Annotated in this window: 18 protein-coding genes and 1 pseudogene; 12 read left to right on the plus strand and 7 right to left on the minus strand. The window is 68.2% G+C overall.

Going from position 1 to position 21,145, the window contains the following annotated elements; all coding sequences use genetic code 11:
* Positions 1–180 precede the first annotated feature (180 nt).
* Positions 181–969 carry a hypothetical protein gene (locus tag G6O54_RS15460; protein ID WP_165226548.1) on the plus strand — a complete coding sequence of 263 codons (789 nt, stop codon included), beginning with the start codon at positions 181–183 and terminating at the stop codon, positions 967–969.
* Positions 970–1,035: 66 nt separating this feature from the next.
* Here the strand turns inward: G6O54_RS15460 and G6O54_RS15465 are convergent, their stop codons facing one another.
* A complete protein-coding gene (locus tag G6O54_RS15465) occupies positions 1,036–2,427 on the minus strand; it encodes an alpha-amylase family glycosyl hydrolase (protein ID WP_165226549.1) in 1,392 nt (463 codons plus the stop codon).
* Between the two features lie 156 nt (positions 2,428–2,583).
* On the opposite strand from G6O54_RS15465, the gene G6O54_RS15470 reads away from it, so the two are divergent.
* The gene (locus G6O54_RS15470; RefSeq protein WP_165226550.1) at positions 2,584–5,610 is read left to right on the plus strand and encodes a glycoside hydrolase family 9 protein; all 3,027 of its coding nucleotides are present in this window, start codon (positions 2,584–2,586) and stop codon (positions 5,608–5,610) included.
* A 605-nt stretch (positions 5,611–6,215) separates the two neighbouring features.
* On the opposite strand, the gene G6O54_RS38375 is transcribed toward G6O54_RS15470, so the two are convergent.
* A complete protein-coding gene (locus G6O54_RS38375) occupies positions 6,216–6,350 on the minus strand; it encodes a hypothetical protein (RefSeq protein ID WP_256368987.1) in 135 nt (44 codons plus the stop codon).
* Between the two features lie 100 nt (positions 6,351–6,450).
* Here G6O54_RS38375 and G6O54_RS38860 point away from each other — a divergent pair.
* From G6O54_RS38860 to G6O54_RS15485, 4 genes and pseudogenes are all read left to right on the plus strand, one after another.
* Positions 6,451–7,032: pseudogene (locus G6O54_RS38860) on the plus strand (RNA polymerase sigma factor); the annotation flags it as partial.
* Between the two features lie 141 nt (positions 7,033–7,173).
* A complete protein-coding gene (locus G6O54_RS37925; protein ID WP_250846911.1) occupies positions 7,174–7,818 on the plus strand; it encodes a hypothetical protein in 645 nt (214 codons plus the stop codon).
* A gap of 363 nt (positions 7,819–8,181) precedes the next feature.
* Positions 8,182–8,460 carry a type II toxin-antitoxin system TacA family antitoxin gene (locus tag G6O54_RS15480; RefSeq protein WP_165226552.1) on the plus strand — a complete coding sequence of 93 codons (279 nt, stop codon included), beginning with the start codon at positions 8,182–8,184 and terminating at the stop codon, positions 8,458–8,460.
* Positions 8,453–9,004, plus strand: coding sequence for a GNAT family N-acetyltransferase (locus G6O54_RS15485; RefSeq protein ID WP_165226553.1), 552 nt, complete (start codon positions 8,453–8,455; stop codon positions 9,002–9,004). The genes G6O54_RS15480 and G6O54_RS15485 overlap by 8 nt, the downstream gene beginning before the upstream one ends.
* Before the next feature lie 936 nt (positions 9,005–9,940).
* Here the strand turns inward: G6O54_RS15485 and G6O54_RS15490 are convergent.
* On the minus strand, positions 9,941–10,186 hold the full coding sequence (locus tag G6O54_RS15490; protein ID WP_165226554.1) for a hypothetical protein: 246 nt from the start codon (positions 10,184–10,186) through the stop codon (positions 9,941–9,943).
* Positions 10,187–10,935: 749 nt separating this feature from the next.
* Here G6O54_RS15490 and G6O54_RS15495 point away from each other — a divergent pair.
* From G6O54_RS15495 to G6O54_RS15520, 6 genes are all read left to right on the plus strand, one after another.
* Positions 10,936–11,748: an MBL fold metallo-hydrolase gene (locus G6O54_RS15495; protein WP_250846912.1), complete on the plus strand. Its 813-nt coding sequence runs from the start codon at positions 10,936–10,938 to the stop codon at positions 11,746–11,748.
* Positions 11,749–11,876: 128 nt separating this feature from the next.
* A complete protein-coding gene (locus G6O54_RS15500; RefSeq protein WP_165226556.1) occupies positions 11,877–13,313 on the plus strand; it encodes a UTP--glucose-1-phosphate uridylyltransferase in 1,437 nt (478 codons plus the stop codon).
* Between the two features lie 32 nt (positions 13,314–13,345).
* On the plus strand, positions 13,346–14,425 hold the full coding sequence (locus G6O54_RS15505; protein WP_165226557.1) for a mannose-1-phosphate guanylyltransferase: 1,080 nt from the start codon (positions 13,346–13,348) through the stop codon (positions 14,423–14,425).
* Positions 14,426–14,444: 19 nt separating this feature from the next.
* Positions 14,445–14,912 carry a Holliday junction resolvase RuvX gene (gene ruvX, locus G6O54_RS15510; RefSeq protein WP_165226558.1) on the plus strand — a complete coding sequence of 156 codons (468 nt, stop codon included), beginning with the start codon at positions 14,445–14,447 and terminating at the stop codon, positions 14,910–14,912.
* A gap of 148 nt (positions 14,913–15,060) precedes the next feature.
* The gene (locus G6O54_RS15515) at positions 15,061–15,729 is read left to right on the plus strand and encodes a PEP-CTERM sorting domain-containing protein (protein ID WP_165226559.1); all 669 of its coding nucleotides are present in this window, start codon (positions 15,061–15,063) and stop codon (positions 15,727–15,729) included.
* A gap of 242 nt (positions 15,730–15,971) precedes the next feature.
* Positions 15,972–18,122: a discoidin domain-containing protein gene (locus G6O54_RS15520; RefSeq protein ID WP_165226560.1), complete on the plus strand. Its 2,151-nt coding sequence runs from the start codon at positions 15,972–15,974 to the stop codon at positions 18,120–18,122.
* Between the two features lie 119 nt (positions 18,123–18,241).
* Here G6O54_RS15520 and G6O54_RS15525 read toward each other — a convergent pair whose 3' ends face one another.
* The 4 genes from G6O54_RS15525 to G6O54_RS15540 form a co-directional block, all read right to left on the minus strand.
* Positions 18,242–18,412: a DUF1328 domain-containing protein gene (locus tag G6O54_RS15525; RefSeq protein ID WP_165226561.1), complete on the minus strand. Its 171-nt coding sequence runs from the start codon at positions 18,410–18,412 to the stop codon at positions 18,242–18,244.
* 157 nt (positions 18,413–18,569) lie between these two features.
* Positions 18,570–19,385, minus strand: coding sequence for a hypothetical protein (locus G6O54_RS15530; protein WP_165226562.1), 816 nt, complete (start codon positions 19,383–19,385; stop codon positions 18,570–18,572).
* Between the two features lie 31 nt (positions 19,386–19,416).
* Positions 19,417–20,490 carry a flotillin-like protein FloA gene (floA, locus tag G6O54_RS15535; RefSeq protein ID WP_165226563.1) on the minus strand — a complete coding sequence of 358 codons (1,074 nt, stop codon included), beginning with the start codon at positions 20,488–20,490 and terminating at the stop codon, positions 19,417–19,419.
* A complete protein-coding gene (locus G6O54_RS15540) occupies positions 20,487–21,110 on the minus strand; it encodes an NfeD family protein (protein WP_165226564.1) in 624 nt (207 codons plus the stop codon). The genes floA and G6O54_RS15540 overlap by 4 nt, the downstream gene beginning before the upstream one ends.
* Between the last annotated feature and the right edge of the window lie 35 nt (positions 21,111–21,145).

Below are 21,145 nucleotides of genomic sequence, written 5' to 3' on the forward strand. Positions count from 1 at the left end.
TTTCGTCATCTCTCGCAGATTTCTGATAACCACAACCGTTCCTTCGCATGGCACGCGCTTGACGCCTCGCCGCGGCGGGCGAGAGAATCACCCAGACACAACTGACGGGGCTGGGGACTCGCCACCGGCGGTCCATACCGGGATCGGCTCGTGCCATCGATCCGCAAGAGGAGGTCCGAAGTGGAAACCGAGCCGGCCGGATGGGGTTCGACCGACGACCGCGGGCCGAAGCCCGACCGGGAGCGGCTTGCGTTCTTCCTCGTCAGCCTGTCGGCCGGCCTGGCCGGAGCTTATTTACTCCTGGTCTTCCTCTCGTTCAATAGCCGAAACCAGGCCTTCCGCGGGCTCGTGAATGATCCGGGATGGGATCACTACCTCGGCGGGCCTCTGATGGCCGCGAACGTGCTCGCCTCGATCCTGATCCTCGGCTGCCGACCGGGCAAGGAGTGGACGACGCGAGCCTGGACCCTGCTGATCGTCGCGCTGGTGAATGGGGCGTTCTGGTGCGTGGATCACGCCCATTTCTTCGGGTGGGACCAGGCGGACCACGGCCGGCTCCAGGATCCGGTCTGGATCCTCTGGATCAGGTGCCTTGCCCTCGTTCGCGTCGTCACCCTGGCCGAGCTGGCCGCCCTGGTCGCGGCCGAGCCGGGTAGCACGTCGTTCTCGCCGCTCCGCGGCCAGACGATCCGGATCGCGGTCACGGCATTCCTGATGTGGCTCTTCTTCGAGGCCACCCACGTCGACGCCCAGCAGGCACCGCCGCGGTGGCTGCCGATCATGGACCTGGCTTCGTACGGCCTCTATGTCGGCTGCATCCTCACCCGGGCCCTCTCGTCGATCAGCCTCGCCATCCTCGCCGCGGCGGCCTTCCTGGCCTCGAGCCGTCGGATCGATGCGGCCAGGGCGACGGAATACTCCTGGGGTGCCGGTGTCGACGACCCCGGCGGAGCCATCGTGGCGAGATGAGAGGGATGGGCGGCCGGAAAGTCCACGTCCCGTCGCAAGCGGCAAGTCGGTCTTCCTACCGGTTCCTCATCGTGACCACCGCACCTTCATGATCCGCGCGCCATACGCCTCGGCGCGAACGGGAGTTTCCAGGCCGGCCGGCTTGGCGATGCTGCCGGCCTGGAGGTCTTCAAGGACCAGGTCCTTCCACGGCCGGCCGGCAATCGGCCGGGAGAGGTCGCGAGGTCGGTCGGATCCATTGAGGAAGACCAGGACCCGGTCGTCCCCCGCCGATCGGAGGAACGCGAACACGCCGTCGCGCGCGACCAGCTCCTCGAAATCGCCGCGGATCAGGGCCGGCTCGCGGCGACGCAGGGCGATGAGCCCCTTCACGTTCTTGAGGAACGCGGAGTCGCGACGGTTCGGCGGGAAGGCCCCGCCGACCTCGTCGAAGGCAATGCCCAGCTCGTTGCCCGCGTAGAGCAGCGGCACGCGATCGAGCGTCAGGGCATAGGTCAGGGCCAGCTTCGTCCGCGCGGCCTTCGGCTCCTTCGCGTACTCCGAGAAGGACTTCTCGTAGTTGTCGATCGGCGCCATCATCGCCCGCGGCTGGGGGTAATACTGATGGGCCTCGCGGTTGGCAAAGGAAAGCTGCGCCACGTCCTCGTCGCGGCCGAAAACCTCGCGGATGCGCAGGGCGCTGAAGTCGTAGGCCCCGTCGAAGCCGCAGTCGCGGACGAAGGCCCCGATCTGGGCGGGGACGACGGTCAGCTCCGGCAGGATGACGAAGTCCTTCTGCGGCGGTGCGGCCTTGAGCTCGGCCACGAACCGCTTCCAGAACGAGGCGGGCTGGAGGTGGGCCGAGTCGAGCCGCATGCCGTCGCACCCGGATCGCTCCTTCCAGCGCTTGCAGACGCCGATGATGTAGTCTCCGACTTCGGGCTTTTCTACCTTCCAGCGGGGCACTCCGTACTCCGACTTCGGGCCGAACCAGTCCTGCTTCGCCGGATCCTTGAGGAACGGATGCTCGAACCCGGGGAGCGTGATCGGCATGTCCAGGATCACCTTCAGGCGTCGGGCGTGGGCCGCGTCCACCAGGTCGCGAAGGGCCGCGACGTCGCCGAAATTGCGGTCCACGGCCTCGTAATCCCTCGGCCGGTATCCCGTGGGCAGGTACCTGTCGACGGGTGCCTCGTCGTTCTGCATCACGGGATAGATGAGGATGGCGGTGACGCCCAGGTCGGCGATGTCGTCGAGCTTGGCCCGAATCCCCCGGAGGTCGCCTCCCCAGAATCCCCCCTCGAACCTCGTCCGGTCCTTGCCGTAACGCTCCTTCATGAAGTCGTTCGACGGGTCGCCGTCCAGGAACTTCTCGACGATGATCCCGTAGACGATCTCCTCGGACCAGGGCCGGGGCTCGTCCGGGCTGGCGTCGATCGTCGCGGCGGCAAGCATCAGCGTCATCCAGGCGAGGGTCATCGCATTTCCCGATTCGAGGATCCAGATGGCGGTGTCCGGCCATCTTACCCGATCGAGTCAGACGCAGACCCCGTGCCGATACCACGAAATCCCGATTAGGATGAAACGGAAAGACCCGAGCGGACGTGGTGCCCCCCCAAGGGCCGGGAGCGAGCGATGAGACGGATGCTGGCGGCGATCGGCGTTTCGGCGTGGGGCTTGCTGGCGGGGATCGCCGCGGACGCACAGGTTGCTGCCGGGGGTCACGCCGACGGCCTCGTCCTGGCGAACTTCGATCGGCCTCCCCTTTTCGCGTTCACCGACTTCGAGAAATCGATCCGTGTCGAGGAGGGCCTGCTTCGGCTGTCGGCCCCGACCAACAAGGGGGGATTCGGAATCAACTTCCCGTCGACCCGGGATCTCTCCGCGAGCACCGATCGCTGCCCCGTCCTGGTGCTCACGATCCATCCGGCCAGTCGGGCGAGGACGATTCGCGTCCGGCTCGCCTCGGGGGACACGAACGCGGCGTGGACCTACCGCCTCGAGGGCCGGCAGCCCGGCCGCGAGCTTCGGGTCGAGCCGGTCGATGGGGCCACGCTCGATTCGCCCCAGGAGCGTGAGGGGATTTTCGACCTCGCCAGGGTCGGCCAGCTCCAGGTCCAGGGAGACTGGGGCGCCGATCCGATCGACGTCACCCTGCGTCGGCTCGAGCTGGCCCCGCCGTCGGCCGGTGCCAGATCCGAGCAGGCGGCCGCTCGGAGGAAGCGGCAGGAGGCCGACGCGGCCGCCCGGCTCGCGAAGCAGGAGGCCCGCCGGGCCATTCGCCACGCGGCCGACGGGCCGAGGGTCGTCCACGTCGGAGCCGTCGCGGCGGAGATCCTGGGCGTGACCCTCATCGAGGGCACCTCGCGGCGCAACGGCTATGTCCCCTACGTCGAGCAACCCGGCGATCGGATCGTCGGCGAGGGGAAGGTGGCGGCCTGGGTCGACGGCCGGGTCGTCCTCGACGCGCCGGAGAAGCGCACGCTCCGCAGGATCGTGGACGGCCAGGAGCGTGAGATCGGATACCTCGTCGGCGGTCGCGGACCGGACGCCCCGCGATCCCTCTGGCCGTTCGAGGAACGCACCGGGGCGGACCTCCAGAAGCTCACGGCCGGCGATCCCGAGTCCTACCGAATCGTCTCCCCCGACGACCCGGCCTATGCCGCCGGCAAGATCCCGCGGGCCGTCCATCGCAAGACGAAGCCGCTCGACCGCGTCTTCCCGTCGGGAGGCCAGATCCTCCGGCACACGATCTATCTTGTCCTGCCCGCGCCGCTCGTCGAGGGGAGGACGTACACCATCGAGTTCCCGGGACTGAATGCGAGTGAGCCGGCCGTCCGATACGTCCACGACACCCGCACCGCGACCAGCGAGGCGATCCACGCCCAGCAGGCGGGCTATCGCCCTGACGACCCGTTCAAGCGGGCCTTCCTCTCGATCTGGCTGGGAAGCGGCGGGGCCTACACGCACCGCGGAGTCTCGGACTTCGAGCTGATCGATGGATCGGGCCGGGTCGCCTTCACCGGCAAGGCGGAGCGGACGCTCGCCGCCGACGGCAAGGAATCGATGCCCGGCGTGCGGAATCACAGCGGGACCGCCGTGTGGGCGCTCGACTTCTCCCGCTTCGCCGCGCCGGGGACGTATCGCGTCCGGGTCCCGGGGATCGGCACGAGCGAGCCGTTCCCGATCGCCCCCGACGTCTGGGAAGGCGCGTTCAAGAAGTCGATGCACGGCTTCCTCGCCCAGCGGAGCGGGATCGCGCTCGGGCCGCCGTTCACGACCTTCGTCCGGCCGCGGGACATGCACCCGGCCGACGGCTGGAAGGTCTTCCGCAGCCGGACCAGCTATGAGGAGGCCTACCGCGGCGGCGGCGACTGGTTCGCCGGTCTCCTGAAAGGGCGGACCGAGGAGCTCCGGCCGGAAGCCTGGGGCGGCTATCACGACGCCGGCGACTTCGACCGGGCGAGCGGCCACCTCTGGGCGTCGTATCTCCACCTGGAGCTGCTCGACCTCTTCCCCGAGTACTTCCGGAACCTCGGGCTCGCCCTCCCGCCCGCCGAGGCGACCGACCGGATCCCGGACGTGATCAACGAGGCGCTCTGGAACCTCGACTGCTTCCGGCGGCTTCAGGACCCCGACGGCGGCGTGAGCGGCGGCATCGAGGCCTCATCCCATCCCCGGGCCGGCGAGGCGAGCTTCCTCGAGAGCCTGGTCTTGATGACCTATGCGCCCGATGCCAACAGCTCGTTCACGTTCGCCGCCGTCGCCGCCAAGGCCGCCCGGCTGCTCAAGCCCTTCGAGACCCGGCTCTCCGCCACCTACGCCGAGGCCGCCGCGCGGGCCTGGGCCTGGGCCGAGTCGCACCGCAGCCGGATCGAGGGCGAGCGTTCGGCCGAGGACGACGCGAAGAACACCGCGGCGGCCGAGCTCCTCTGGCTGACCGGCCAGGAGCTCTATGAGTCGGCCTTCCGCGCGACGACCAGGGTGGATCGCGACGGCTGGCTCATCGAGCAGCAGAACGGCGCCTTCACCTATGCGAGGCTGCCGAACGGCGTGGGCGATCCCGCGCTCAAGGCCCGGATCAAGCATAAGCTCCTGAGGCAGGCCGATGCGGCGATCGCCTACGGCGACGGCAACGTCTTCGGCCTGACCACGGAGATCCCCGGCCTCCCCCTGATCGGCCCCGTCGGAGCCTTCACGACCCCCGGGATGATCTCTCGGGTCCTCCCGCGGGCCCATTTCCTCTCCGGCGACCGCAAGTACCTGGCCGCGGCCGTTCGGGCCACCAATTTCCCGCTGGGGGCGAATCCGGACAACCAGACCATGACCACGGGCGTCGGCCGCCGCGCGCCGAGGGCCCCGCTCCATTTCGACAGCCGGTTCAGCGGCCAGGAGGCCCCGGCCGGCCTGACCATGTACGGCGCCTATGACGCCGAGTCGCTCCCGAGCTTCGCCCGGGCGAACGACTGGGTCCACACCTACTACGTCGGCTCCACGATGATCCCCAAGAGCAAGACCTGGCCCCCGGCCGAGGGCTACGTCGACTTCTTCCTCTGGCCGATGATGAACGAATTCACGATCGCCCAGAACCTCGGCCCGACGAGCTACTGGTGGGGCTACCTGGCCGCCTGCCGAGGGATGAACGAACCAAAGAGCAACTGAAACGCCAGATGCCGGGGTCGCCGACGGAGGACGCCTCCTGCGGGGGTCGGGTCGTCCGGCGGATCCTGAAATCCGACCCCCGCGACCTGGCCCCGAACACGAGCCAACCCCGTGTGTGCCGGCTCGGTCCGACGACCGGGTGAGCCGTGGCCGTTGAGACAGCCATGGACCATCCTCGAGCCCTCGCGATCGAACCATCGGGCGGCTCGGAGGCTCTCGGCCGCCTCCGGCCGCCGGCCTGGCTGGGCCAGGAGCAACCCGCTCGATCGCCACGCCAGTGGCCTACGCGACGACTCGCCTAGCGCCATTCGTTCCCGGCCCGATGAGCCTCGCGGCTGGACCGGCCTGCCTTGAGTGAACTATCGTCTCGCGATCCTCCCTCGGCCTGGGCCGGGTCTCGCGGGTGGTGAAGGAAAGCTGCGCCACGTCCTCGTCGCGGCCGAAGCCCTCGCGGATGCGCAGGGCACTGAAGTCGTAGGCACCGTCGAAGCCGCAGTCAGTCGAGGACGAAGGCCCCGATCTGGGCGAGGAAGACGGTCAGCTCCGGCAGGATGACGAAGTCCCTTCTGCGGCGGTGCAGCCTTGAGCTCGGCCACGAGCCGCTTTCAGAACGAGGCCGGCTGGAGGTGGGCCGAGTCGAGCCGCATGCCGTCGCACCCGGATCGCTCCTTCCAGCGCTTGCAGACGCCGATGATGTAGTCCGCGACCTCGGGGTCCTCCACCTTCCAGCGGCGGGGCACTCCGTATTCCGACTTGTCCTGAAGAAAGTTGGAACAATCCATCCTCGGGATTACGTTTACGAGTGGAGAAGGCCAGGCCCCCCTGCGAGGGCTCGATATCATGGCGATCCGTCAGCGCGGACTCGACCGGAGGTCATTACACACCCTGTTCAGCGTGGGAGCGATCGGGGAGTTGACGGATGGGCAGTTGTTGGAGCGGTTCGCGGCCGAAGGCGGGGAAGTGGCACAACTAGCTTTCGCTGCCCTTGTCGAGCGGCACGGTCCGATCGTGATTCGCGTATGTCGATCCATTCTCCGGGACGAAGATGACGCCCAGGATGCCTTCCAGGCAACCTTCCTCGTTCTGGTCCACAAGGCCCGCTCATTGTGGGTGCGCGACTCTCTGGGACCCTGGCTCCATGCCGTTGCGTACCGCGCCGCCTGCTGCAGCCGATCGGCACGCACCCGACGGCGGGTTCACGAGCGTAGCAGGGCTCGCCTGGATTCAACCCCCGTCACTCCCGTGGATTCGACCCAGGACCTTCATGAGATACTCCATGATGAGATCGACCGGCTTCCGGCGCATTATCGGGAGCCGCTGATCCTCTGCGACCTTGAAGGCCGGACCTATGAGCAGGCCTCACGACACCTAGGCTGCCCCGTCGGAACGGTCAAGAGCCGACTGACGCGGGGACGCGAGAGGCTTCGCGGTCGATTGATTCGCCGTGGTCTCGGGCCGGTTTCCGGGCTCGTGAGTTTGCTCGTGGGGGAGACAGGACGCGCGGCTCCGTTCGTACTCATGGATTCCACGACTCGGGCGGCCGTGGGTTACTCAAGAGGTGGTATGCCCGTCGAGACTGTACCGGTAACCGTGATGACCCTTCGGGAAGGAGTGTTGCGATACATGAGACAAACCCTGCTCAGGACGCTCGTGACTCCCCTGGTCGTTCTGGCAATCGGCTCGGCCGTGGTGGCTCAGCAGAAAACCGCCAGGGAGGTGGAGCGGCTTCCGGTGAAAGCTCAGGAGGAACCATCGGAGGAAGGGAATCGCCCGACCGAGGCACCGCCGACGCAGACGCCGCGCCGACTTCGAGACGCCGTGGAGCGGTTTAACGCTTCTGCCCCGAGAGGTAAGGACGAACCACTTCTCACGGACGAGGAGGTCATCGCCTCGATCCGCGGGTGGATTCGTACGTCGCGGCCGCCGATCTCGGATGAAGGCTACGAGATCTTCCAGGAGATAGCCAAGTCGGGGGAGCTTCCCCCGGGGGCCAGCCTGACCTGGACCAGTGGCTGGGATGGATACCGAGGATTCCATTTTGATGTCTGGTGGATCGACCTTTCCATTCCAACAGGGAGGAATCAGTCTTACGCCCATCGAGTTCGCGAGCACATGATCCGTTCGAGGATCCTGAACGAGGTAGAGCGGCGTCGCAGGGACCAGGAGCGCGGGCGAATCGAGAAGGCCCGGCCCGACGTGAAGCCTTGAATGATCAATGGTCGACGCCAGGTAGCCATTCACAGCGGAGTCGATCGTGCTTCGTGCTTTCGGCCCGGCGAATGGAGCGACGAGCGACGAGAGCCCACGCATTTAACACGGAGTGGCTGGGTGATCAGGAAGCGATGAGTGATCACGCATCGCTTGCCGTTCTCGGGTGCGAGCGGGAGCAAATGCGTTGCCGATCACTCCGGTTCGCCCCTCAACGGACAACCCCGCCCCACCGGTTCAGGGGGCGGTCGATCGGGCGGTCGCCAGAAATTGGAGGCTCCCCGATGTGGCGATCTGCCACACAAGCCGTTAGAATCATCGTGTGGCCGTTCGCCGTACAATCGCTCGAATCCAGGGTGATCCATGTCCACCGGAGCCAGGAACGCCCGGCTCAACGTCCGGCTCCCTGCCGACCTCAAGCAGGTCATCGAGGAAGCCGCCGCTTCCGTCGGGCAATCGGTCAGCGACTTCGCCGTCAGCACCCTCGTCCAGCAGGCCCGGTCGGTCATCGAGCAGCGGACTGCGACCACCCTGAGCGCCCGGGACCGAGAGCGTTTCATCGCCATCCTCGATGACTCGACGGCCCGGCCGAACGCCGCGCTCGTGAGGGCAGCCAGGAGGTACAAGAGGAACCTTGGCTGAGTCTTGCGGCGATGTCTGGTCCATCGTCCGGCTCGGACCCGGCCATGACCGCACGGGCTTCGACTGCGGGAATCCCTTCCTCAACGACTGGCTGAAGCAGAGGGCGGGCCAGTTCGAGAAGCGAGACCTGGCTCGTACCTTCGTCGCCACGAAGCCGGCCTCAGGAGTCGTGCTGGGCTATTACGCCATCTCGAACCACCGTGTCAGGCACGAAGACCTCCCAGCCGCGGAGGCGAGGGGGCTGCCCAGGCTGGATGTGCCCGTCTTGCTGCTTGGACGACTGGCCGTGGATCGCACCACCCAGGGCCAGGGACTCGGCTCTCACCTGTTGATCGACGCCCTGCGGCGTGCCCAGTACCTCGCCGAGCACGTGGGCATCCGGGCCGTGGAGGTCGATGCGATCGACGATTCGGCTCGCCAGTTCTACCTTCAATTCGGGTTCGTCCCCCTCCTTGATGACCCGAATCACCTGTTCCTCTCCATGCAGATCATTCGCAAGCTGGGACTGCCCCCGCTTGAGCGCAGCTCGACGGGGGCACTCTAATCACCCCGCGAGCGACTGGTGGGCTACCTGGCCGCCTGCCGGAGGGAGAGAAACAACCGAGACACCGAGGCACGAAGATGACAACGGAGGTACGGTAGGAGGTCGTCGCACGTCCTCTTCCCTGTCGAGCGATCGGGTTGATTCAGGAATCTGCCGTCCGTCCTCAAGGACCGGGAGCCTATCTCACGCTCCGCCATCACGACTCGAGACAAGCTCCGCCCCTGGGGTTCAAGTTCCGGGATATCTCGAGACTTCTCGCCGAACCCGACAGGGATGGTCGAGTTGCAACGGGAGGGGATGAGCGTCCTCTCCTCCTGTCGGGTTGAGCGAGAAGTCTCGATATTTCCGGAATGATCTCCGATTTTGGTGAAACTGGCCGGCGTCTTTTCAGGACTGTACTGAATAGGCGAGCGCGCGATGCTGCGCGCTCTACCCAGTGCACCCGAGGCGAAGGCGGCCGGCGATGAAGAACAGGGCGCGGGTTTCGGCGAGGAGTCGGAAGGTCGTGGCGCTGCCGAGGGCCCGGGGCCAGGATCCCCGGGGCAAGGAGCGGAAGACGGCGGACTACCTCAAGGACGCCGGCCTCGGCGCCAGCGACCACGAACGTGAATTGCTGGCAAAAGCCGCCGAGCTCTCCTGGAAGATCGAGCAGGTCGAGAAGGCGGAGTCGGCCTTCCTGGCAAAGGTTGCGTCGAAACCGAAGGGGCCGCGGAAGCGGTCGCTCGCGACGAACGAACCCAATCGCGACCGGGTCGAAGTCCTCACGAAGAAGCTCCTGGCGTGGACCGGCTGGGTCGACGCTCCGAGCGAGCAGGCCACGGCGATCATCGCCGAGCTGGAGAAGTCCGAGGCGGGCCGGCTGACGCTCCGGGGCCACTGGCGGACGCTCCGCGACTGGATCCGGCTGGGGGGCGAGATCGGCCTCCCCGAACGGCATCAGTTCGTGCGATTCCTCGGCGGCGATTCCTGGGACACGACGATCGACCCGCTGATCAACGCCGTCTTCCGGGCCTGCAATGCGCTCGATCCCAAAGGCATGGCCGGCTGCGAGGCGTATTTCGCCGCCGCTCGCGAGCATGCCCGGGGAACCGAGGCGTTCCTCATCGAGTCGCTCTCCTGGCGCGAGCTGGGGCCGCCGCCGAGATCAGCCGATGCGGCCTGGACGTTCCTGCTGCGGGTCATCGACGACGAGCTCGGGCGGATCGAGGCCCTGGAAGGCGAACAGGCGGATGCCGGTCAGGACGAATGCGCGGCGTTCCTCGCGGAGGCCGACCTCGAGGGCTCGCGGCGAGAGGTCGCGGCCATGAGCCGGGAGCTGATGGAGGTCCTCGACGAGCTTTGCCGTCTCCGCAAGGGAAGGAAGGACGCTCCATCCTCAACCACCGGCTACGTCGAACGATCGCGGGAGCCCCGGCCGGAGCCGTCGTCCGTCGCTCCCGGGGATGCGGAAATCGCACCGGCGAGCACGCCGTCCTCGTCGCCCCAAACGGTTTCTGGTAAAGGCCATGCGGCGATCCTCCGGGAAGCGCCGAGCGACGAACGGACCCAATTCGCGGGGGATAACGAGGCGGGGGTCGAGACGACGTGTTCGAACCCGCCATGTTGCGGCGAGCGGTCGATGGCCGGGCCGTTCCGCCCCGGCCAGCCGAGCCCATTCATCCTCCCCTCGAGGTCGGACCTTCGAAAGGTCCACGGCATGGGACGGCGTGCCCGGAGTCGACCGTGCTCGGCTCGAGGACCCGGCGCGAGCGATTTGATTCCGGCCCGGTGGCGAGGCCCCCGGCCGGGGCGGCGGCCCGAACCCGCTGGCGCTCGAGCCCCGGCGCGTCGAGCAGGGAAGACGACAGCCAGGCTGCGATTTCGTAGAATGCTCGCGGAGATCCTCCGGAGGGGGACTCGCCCTCATGGTGAACAGTGGGAGCACGGCTCGATTGATCCAGGATGCATCCGTCTCAGAGAGCCCCGCGGGGCGGCAGCTCATCTTCCTCGGCACGGGAACGTCCACGGGGGTGCCGGTCCTCGGCTGCGACTGCGAGGTCTGCACCTCGCCGGATCCCCGCAATCAGCGGACGCGCCCGAGCGTGGTCCTGGAGTTCCCGGCGGGGCGGCTGCTGGTGGATACCTCGCCCGAGATGCGGATCCAGCTCCTCAGGGAGAAAATCAGCCGCATCCACGCCATCGCCTTCACGCATCATCACGCGGATCACCTCTTCGGGCTGGACGACGCCCGGCTCTTCCCCAAATGGACGGGGGGGCCGGTGCCGGTCTTCTGCGAGCAGGAGACCGAGGACTGTATCCGCCGGGTCTTCTCGTACGCCTTCCGGGACGAGTCGCGGGACTGGCCGGCGGGATTCGTCCCCAAGATCGAGTTCGTGCGGGTCCGGCCCGGGGAGCCGTTTCACGCCCTGGGGCAGGAGATCCTCCCCATCCGGCTGGACCATGGCCGGTTCTCCGTGCTGGGCTTTCGGGTGGGAAACCTGGCGTATTGCACGGACGTCAACCGGATCCCGGAGTCGAGCTGGGGGCTCCTCGAGGGCCTCGATACGCTGGTCCTGGACGCGCTCCGGTTCGAGCCGCATCCGACGCACTTCTCGGTCGAGGAGGCGCTGGCCGCGGTCCGCAGACTTCGCCCGCGGCGGACCTGGTTCACGCACATCTCTCACGGCCTCGACCACGAGGCCACCGACGCGTTGTTGCCCGAGGGGGTCCGCCTGGCCCACGATGGGCTGCGGATCCCATTCTGACGCCCCGAGGGAAGGCGCGGCCCTTCGCGGAGGCCGGATCACGCGATAGAATGCGGCTTGACGCCGGCTGACGAGATCTAGCCAAGGCCACGGGGGCGAGCCGGCCAACCGAGGAGAGACACCACGAGATGCGACCCGACCCCGAACTTGCGGATCGACTGAAGAGGCACGGCCAGGAGCACCTCCTGGCCTGGTGGGACCGGCTGGATGCGACCGGTCGCGCCCAACTGGCCTCCGAGCTGTCCGCCATCGATCTCGACCAGCTTGATCGACTCGTCGCGGAGCTCGTGGGCGAGGAGGCGGACGCGGCCGGCTCCCTGGCGGTGGACCCGGAGCGGGTCCAGCCGATCGACGTGGTCCGGCTCCCCCAGACCGACGGCGAGCGGATCGCGCGGCGACGGGCGGCCGAGCTCGGCGCGGACGCCCTGGCCGCGGGCGAGGTGGGGGTGATCCTCGTCGCCGGCGGCTCGGGGACCCGGCTCGGCTTCGACGGACCCAAGGGGACCTATCCCATCGGGCCTGTCTCGCGGGCCAGCCTCTTCCAGATCCATGCCGAGAAGATCGTCGCGCTCGGGCGCCGCCACGGCCGTCCCGTGCCCCTCTACGTGATGACCAGCCCGGACAACGACGAGGCGACCCGGTCGTTCTTCGAGAGCCACGGGAACTTCGGGCTCGATCGCGTGCGATTCTTCGTCCAGGGGCAGATGCCCGCCGTCGATCGGGTCACCGGCAAGGTCCTCCTGGCCGCGCCCGATCACGTCGCCCTCAGCCCCGACGGCCACGGCGGCACCCTCGCGGCCCTGGCCGCGGCGGGACCGGACGGCTCGCCGAGCTGCCTGGAGGAGCTGCGGGAGCGGGGCGTCCGCACCCTCTTCTACTTCCAGGTCGACAACCCGCTGGTCCAGATCGCCGATCCGGCCTACCTGGGGATGCACCGGCAAGCCGACGCGGAGATGTCGTTCAAGGTGATCGAGCGGCTGACGCCCGATGAGAAGGTCGGCGTGGTGGTGATGGTCGACGGGGTGCCCCAGGTGATCGAGTATTCCGACCTCCCGCCCGTGCTCGCCAACCGGCGGGTGCCGGAGGGGAGCCTCGAGCTCTGGGCCGGCAGCATCGCCATCCACGTCCTGGAGCGGACGTTCATCGAGCGGCTGGTCGGCGACGCGAAGCTCCCCTTCCACCGGGCGGTCAAGAAGGTGCCGTTCGTCGACGCTTCGGGCGCGACGGTGAAGCCGGACGGGCCCAACGCCGTCAAGTTCGAGCAGTTCATCTTCGACGCCCTGCCATTGGCGAAGCGATGGGCGATCGTGGAGACCGACCGGCCGACCGAGTTCGAGCCGCTCAAGAACGCCGTCGGGCCGGACTCGCCGGAGACCGTCCACCGGCGGATGAGCGACCTCTTCGGCGCGTGGCTGGAGCAGGCCGGCGCGACGGTCCCGCGCAGGGCCGACGGCTCGGTCCCGTTCGACGTCGAGATCAGCCCCCTGTATGCCCTGGACGCCCAGGAGCTTCGCTCCCGGCTCGAGCCCGGCTTCGTGGTTGACGGACCGACCTACCTCAAGTGACCCAGGTTCCTGACATCAGGGGAGGGACTCCCGTGCTGTACGCGATCATCATGGCCGGTGGCAGCGGCACCCGGTTCTGGCCCAAGAGTCGCCGCGACCGCCCCAAGCAGCTCCTGCGGCTCCACGGCGAGGCGACGATGCTCCAGCAGACCGTCGCGCGGATCCTGCCGGAGGTCGCCGCGGAGCGGATCATCGTGGTGACGGGCGCGGATCAGGCCGAGGCCACGCGGGCGCAGCTCCCCGAGGTCCCCGCGGCGAACGTCGTGGCGGAGCCCTGCCCGCGCGACACGGCCGCGTGCGTGGGCCTGGCGGCCTGGATCGTCCGCAAGCGGGACCCGAACGGGACGATGATCGTCATGCCGGCCGATCACGTGATCGCGCCCGAGTCCGTCTTCCTGGAGACGCTTCACGCCGGGCTCTCGGTCGTCGATGCCGATCCGTCGGCCCTGGTCACCTTCGGGGTCCGGCCGACTCGACCGGAGACCGGCTACGGCTACATCGAGCGGGGAGAGCTCCTCGAGTCGATCGACGGGATCCCCGTGAATCGGGTCGTGCAGTTCCGTGAGAAGCCGGACCGCCAGACGGCCGAACAATTCCTGGCGGCCGGCCGATTCGCCTGGAATTCCGGCCTCTTCCTCTGGCGAGCGCGAACCATCCTGGACGAGCTGGGACGGCACCGGCCCGACCTGGCGGAGGCCCTCGCCCGGGTGGCCGAATCGCTCGGGACGCCCGACGAGGCCGCCGTAATCGCCCGCGAGTATCCGAACCTGCCGAGGGCGCCGATCGACAAGGCCGTGATGGAGAAGGCGGCGAACGTCCGCGTCCTGGAGGTCCGCTACGACTGGAACGACGTCGGCGACTGGCGATCCCTGGCGACGCTCCTGGACGCGGACGCCCAGGGGAACGCCACCCAGGGGGACGTCATCACCCAGGACACCCGAAACTCGATCGTGATCTCCGACGACGGCGGCCTCGTGGCCACGATCGGCCTGGATGACATCGTCGTCGTCCAGTCCGGCGGGGCCACGCTGGTGGCGCGGAGGAGCCAGCTCGACCAGCTCAAGGGCCTGGTCGAGGGGCTGACGAAGGACGGCCACGAGCGATATCTCTGACGCGGAGAGGGGAGGGGCGATGGGGCGAATCCTCGGGCTGGACTTCGGACTTCGCCGGGTCGGCGCGGCGATCAGCGACCCCGGCCGATCGATCGCCTCGCCGTTGGAGGTCTACGAGCGCGGCGACGAGGCTCGCGACTCCCGTCATTACCGCCAGTTGGTCCGGGAGCACGACGTCGACCTGCTGGTCGTCGGCCTCCCCGTCCACACCACGGGCCGCGAAGGCGAGCTCGCCGGCCATGCTCGCCGCTGGGGCGCCTGGCTGGCGTCCGCCACGTCCCTCCCGGTCCGCTTCGCCGACGAACGCTATACCTCGGTGGAGGCGGATCGGGTGATGCTCGACTCGGGCCTGAAACGTCAGAAGCGTAAGGCCCTCCGGGACAAGCTCGCGGCCCGGATCCTCCTCCAGGCCTACCTCGACGCCGGCTGCCCGGAGGAAGAGCGGGCGCCGGGCCCGCTCCACGACGCGGGCGAACAGGCCACCTGACGTGTGACGGCCACGGATTCCGACATCAAGAGATTGCGGCTTGAACTTTACCGATCGAGCGGGACGGGGTATGACCTGGAGCGACCGATCCAGCTTAACAACGAAGTTGCCGTTTGTTGCCTATCGGGCATGGATGCCGGGGTGAAGGATGAGGAACGGGACGCGCAGGGGAGTGGCGGCAATCTGGGTTGCTTCCGTGGCGATCCTCGGCGCCTGCGGGAACGCCTCCGGCAGCCCGTTGAAGCTGGACGTGACCTACAGCACGACCGGGACGATCGACCCCGTCACCTATGCCCAGAACGACAGGTTCGCACCCGCCCCGGTGGTCTTCCGCGGGATCGAGGGGGGCTCCTACTCGGCCTCCAGCCCATTCTCGCTGGGCCAGTTCGAGGTCGTGCGCGTCGCGCCCGGAGACGGGGCGAGCAACGTGCGATCCCCCTTCACGATCGTCTATCAGACCACGGCGGTGGACGGCGTGGCCCCGACCATCAATGAATCGCACGTGGAACTTCATGGTTGGATCTACGGCACCATCGACGCGAACGGGACGCCGCACCTCCAGGCCCTCTTCGATCAAGGGGGCCAGATGACGGACCCGAACTACTACTTCGCCCACCCCGCTCCCCCATTCCGGACCGACGGATGGATCAACACGATCAGCGTGAACGACACCAAGGAATTCCTCGCCCTGTCCGCCACCGGCAGCCTGACCCCGATCAGCGCCCGGATCGAGATGGTGCCCGTCCCGGAGCCCGGTTCGCTCGCCCTCTTCCTGACACTCCTCGCGGCCACCGCCTATCGAATTCGACCCCGCTGAGGGCGTGACCTCGACGGCGGCCCGGGACCTGTTCCGGAATCCCCGATTCCACGGGCCGTCCCACGCGCCCGATTCTTCGCCTCGTCGTCATGATCCGCTTGACGAGCCTCGATCCGCGAGGACGTTCGACGAATTTCGACGTCCGCCGTCCGTCCGGGTGCCATATTTCCGGCGGACGACCAGGATCTCCACGGTGGATGCCCGCAGGAGCGCGTTATCGAATGCACCAATGAGGCCTTTCCGTGAGACCCCGAGCCCGCCGCCGCGCCCGCCTTGACTGGGATTCGCTCGAACTCCGAGCGGTCCCCACCACGCTGATCGCCCTGATCGACTCCGGAGTCGACCTCTCCAGCACGACCGATGCGCCCTATTACGACTTCACGAATGCCTACGACGCCTACAACCGGCAGCCCGCGGCCAGCAATCACAGCCTCGTCCAGGATACGAGCCTGCAGCACGGCCATGGCGCCACGGTGGCCGACTCGATCGTGCAGGGGATCATCGACCTGAAGGCCCAGCCGGGGATGGCCGGCGCGGACGTGAAGATCATGCCCGTCCGCGACACATCGAGCGGGCTGAACATCGACTCGAGCGCGCTGGTCCGGGGCGTCTACTGGGCCGCGGACCATGGCGCGGCGGTGATCAACCTGAGCCTTCGGACCTATAACGCGGACTTCGTGCTCACCGACCCCTCGGACCCCCACAACGGCTCGACCCTCTCGCAGGCCATCCAGTATGCCCAGGCGCGCGGGGCCGTGGTCGTCACGGCCTCGGGGAACGAGAGCTGGAACATCGACGCCGCGCCTTACGTGATGTTCCCGGCCGACGCGGATGACCCCGCGTTCAATGGCCTCGGGGCCGCCCTGGGGAACGTGCTCGTGACCGCGGCCGTGGATTCGTCCGGGAACCTGAGCTCGATCTCGAACTGGGGGCCGATCCACGTCGACCTCGGGGCGCCGACGACCAGCGGGGCCACGTCGTATTCGACCGGCTACGTCTCGGGCATCGCGGGGGTGGTGGCGGCGATGACGCCGACGTTGTCCGCGTCGCAGCGGGTGGACCTGATCAAGGCGAACGTGCAGCTCCACACGCAGTCCGTCGGCGCCTGGTCGAGCACCGGGGGGAACGTGAGCCCGTCGAAGATTGCCGGGGCCATCAACGCGCTGGCGTCGCCGCCGACCGCGACGTCGCTCGGGCAGGACGGCCACGATTACGAGGGGACGGGACGAAGTGCCAACGGTCCGGACGGGTTCCAGGACATCCACATCGCGCTCTCCGGGCTGCCGACGTGGAAGACGATCGACTGGATCGACGTGACGGGCTACGGGGCGGGGAGGTGGGAATACAACGGTCCCACGTATTCCGACAAGGCCGCCTTCGTCCGCGATGCGGGCTCCTCGACGGGCGATCTCTTCATCCAGCCCTACCAGGACGAGACGGGCCGAGAGTTCGCGGTGACCGTCCACTACACGGACTCCACCTCCGCCACCCTGTACATCCCCCACATGTACGCCAGCGCCCAACTGCCGGTGATCTCGGGGCTCGTCGAACGATCGGCCGGGACCGGCGGGACGATCACCGCCCGCGGGCAGAACGGCACGGCCGAGGGGATGGCCAGGGCCTTCGACGACGAGGTCTACACCAAGTGGCTGGATTTCTCCCCGACGAGCTGGATCCAGTACCAGTTCCCCGGGGGCACGTCCTATGTGATCAACGAGTACAAGATCACGAGCGCCAACGATACGTCGCTGTATCCGGGCCGGGCGCCGACGAGCTGGACCCTCAAGGGCTCCAACGACGGCACCACCTGGACGACCCTGGACGTCCGGACGAACCAGGCGGACACGGCGGATTATCACACGCGGATCTACGTGTTCGCCAACTCGACGCCGTATGCGATGTACCGCCTCGATGACATCCGGAGCAACGGCGACCCGATCATCCAGCTTTCCGAGTTCACCCTCCTCGGGCCTGGGTCCACGCCCACGGACCTGGCGCTCGGGAAAAAGGCCACCTCGTCAACGATCGAGGGGGCGGGCTATGACGCCGGCCGGGCCGTCGACGGCGACGCCGGGACGCGCTGGTCGAGCGGGCAGTGGATGCAGGGCAATTCCGTCGGCTGGATCGCCGTGGACCTCGGGGCCACGTATCAGGTGAGCGGCGTGACGCTCGACTGGGAAGCGGCCTTCGCGGTGGACTACCAGATCCAGCTCAGCACCGACGGATCGAGCTGGACCACGATCAAGACGGTGACGGGAAACGCCCAGCGCGGGCTCGTGGACTTCTCCGGACTGTCCGGAACCGGGAGGTACGTGCGAATCTACTGCACGCAGATGAATGCCTTCAAGAACTACTCGCTCTATCGCCTCGAAGTCTTCGGGACCCCCGCATGAGGCCCTGCGATCACCATTGCCAACGCGGAACGCGGCCGGATCACCCCTCTTCCGAGGAATGACCCGGCCGCGTTGCGCCGAATCCTGGACCTGGGGGATCGAGGAACCCTCGATCCCCGCTATACCGCGGGCACGTTGCCGCGGCCGAAGATCAGGCTGATGACGAGGAGCACCACGAAGATCAGCACGAAGATCTTCGCGATGTAGGCCATGTCTCCGGCGAAGCCGCCGAAGCCCAGGACTCCCGCGATCAGCGCCAAAATGAAGAAAGCAAGTGCCCACCTGAGCATCTGAGTGTCCTTTCCGATCCTGCACGGGTTGAGTGTGACCACCGCCCTCGCGGGCTCTTCGGAATTTTCAATGAAACTCCGATAAGCAAACGAGATGCCACGGCGGGCGGCGGTTGTGATGCCGCCGTCGCCGCGGTGGAGCGGCCGGTCGTGCGGATCAGAGGGGCGGCCGTCGGGGGCGGAGCGAAACGGGAGGCTGGAGGATTTCGGCGAGGACGGTGACCTCGCGGAGGCGCATGGGCGACGCCAGCATGGCGCGGATCTGCTCGCCGCTGAGGATCGGCTGGGCAGGGCGGCCGACTCCCGACGCGGGGAGGGGCGAGGGCGAGGTCGCGGCCGCGCCCGACGGCTCCGTGAGGGGCTGCGAGAGGGGCGTGAGGGGGGCGATCTCGAGGGGGCGATTCTTCTTCCGGGAGAGCGACTCCTGGAGCTGATCGGAGAGGGCGCGATGGGTCTCCGGCTCGCGCGGGCGTCCCGAGTCGCCGCCCGTCGACCTGGGCCGAGCGCCGCGGCGGCCCTGGCCGGGTCGAGGCGACCGCGCGGGGGTGATCGACGGCGAGCCGGCGGGCCCGGGGGTGAGGGGCCGCGAGGCGGGCTTCCGCCCGGTGGGGTCGTTCTCGAGGTAGACGATGGCATCATCCGGCGAGCCCGGGGTCGGCCTCGTGGGGAGGCGCCGGGGCGTCTGTCCTCGGAGATCCGGGTCGATGGTCCGCCATCCGGACGACGGCTCGACGAGCCGTCCCGGTCCGCTCGCCGGCCGGGCCGGCGCGGGGCCGACGGCGGGGCGGCCCGGCGGCGCGGCCATCCCCCCCGGCCCGGAGCCGAGGCCCGGCCCCGGGCCCATCCGAGGCCCCGCCGGTCGCCCCGGGCGGGGGGGCAGGGGCTGGGGGTCGCGGTTGAGCAGGCTCGTCAGCGCCCAGATCGCCACGAACGTGAGCGGGACGATGTACGGGATCAGGTTTTCGAGTCGCATCACTGAGCTCTCCTCAAACCTGTCGGCCGGCTCACTGGGGCAACGGGGCCACCTCGCGGCGGACGGCATTGCCGGTGCCGGCGATCGAGCTCCTCATCTCGGTGTCGGCCTGGACGTTCCGGAGCTGGTAGTACTCGGCGATGCCCAGGTTCCCCTTCCGGAAGGCCTCGGCGATGGCCATCGGGACCTCGGCCTCCGCGGAGAGGACCTTGGCGCGGTTCTCCTGGACGTGGGCGAGCATCTCCTGCTCCTTGGCAGCGCCGAAGGCCCGCCGCTCCTCGGCCTTGGCCCGAGCCACCCGGGTGTCGGCCTCGGCCCTCAGGGCCTGGAGGTTGGCGCCGATGTTGTCGCCGACGTCGATGTCGGCGATGTCGATCGAGAGGATCTCGTAGGCGGTGCCGGCGTCCAGGCCCTTCTCGAGCACTCGCTTGGAGATCGAGTCCGGCCTCTCGAGCACCTGGTCGTGGGTGTCCGCGGAGCCGATCGCGTTGACGATGCCCTCGCCGACGCGGGCGATGATGGTCTCGTCCGTCGCCCCGCCGACGAGCCGGTCGAGGTTGGTCCGGACCGTGACCTTCGCCTTCACCTTGAGCTGGATGCCGTTCTTGGCCACGCCGTCGATCGTCTGCCGCCCCTGGCTCGGGTCCGGGCACGGGATGACCTTCGGGTTGACGCTCGTCTGGACGGCCTCCAGCACGTTGCGGCCCGCCAGGTCGATGGCGGTGGCCCGCTTGTACGAGAGCGGGATGTCGGCGCGGTTGGCCGCGATCAGGGCACGAACCACGTTCGGCACGTTGCCGCCGGCCAGGAAGTGGGCCTCCAGGGCCCGGGTGGTGACGCCGTCCTTCTCCGACAGCCCGGATTGATGGGCCATGATCTTGGAGCGGACGATGATATTCGGATTCACCTTGCGGAAGGTCATGCCCACCAGGTCCCAGATGCTCACGTTCGCCTGCGTCATCTTGGCCTGGATCCAGAGGTTGAAGTACTTGGCCAGGAAGATGCAGAACATCAGCGCGATGACGCCGATGAGGATGACCAGCAGGTAGAAGTAGGTCGAAGCCGCGGACGGCGCGTTCACTTGCGCGAAGAGCGGGGCGCTCATGGAGACTCCTCGAGGATGGAGACCGCATCGGCGGTCGTGGGGGACGTCGGGATCGGCCCGGAGACATCTCGGACTTCCGGCCCGGCGCCTTCATCGCCCGGCCGCCGCCATTCTTTCCACGCGATGGCCTCGGGTTCAACCACCCCGCGGACGACCACCTGGCCGGAGCGGACGCGGACGATCCGGACGGACGTCCCTGCGGGCAAGAACCCCTCTTCCGCGAGCGCGTCCAGCCGCCGGCCGTCCACCTCGACGTGCCCGCAGGGCCGCAGCGGGGTCAGCACCCGGCCCTGGCGGTCGATCAGGCCGTCCAGCCTCGCTTCCGCGGTGGTGTCCTCGATCTCCTCACGCGTGGGGGGCCTGAGGAAGAACCGGCGGCCCAGCGGGGTCCGCGACCAGAGCGAGAATGCCAGCGAGACCGTCACGGGGATGGCCACCAGGTCCACCAGGATGAAGGCCGCCCCCAGGCCGAGCGACGAGGAGAATGCATACCAGAGGCAGAGCGCCAGGCACGCGAGCGAACAGATCCCGATCACCCCGCCGGAGGGGATCAGGAATTCGAGCAGGATCAGCAGGAGCCCGCAGACCAGGAAGACCAGGGGCCAGAAGACCACGCCCATCGTGTTGACTCTCCACGCATTCCGGCCCTCGTGAT

It is taken from the genome of Aquisphaera insulae (assembly GCF_011064615.1).
GTDB classification, from domain to species: Bacteria; Planctomycetota; Planctomycetia; order Isosphaerales; family Isosphaeraceae; genus Aquisphaera; species Aquisphaera insulae.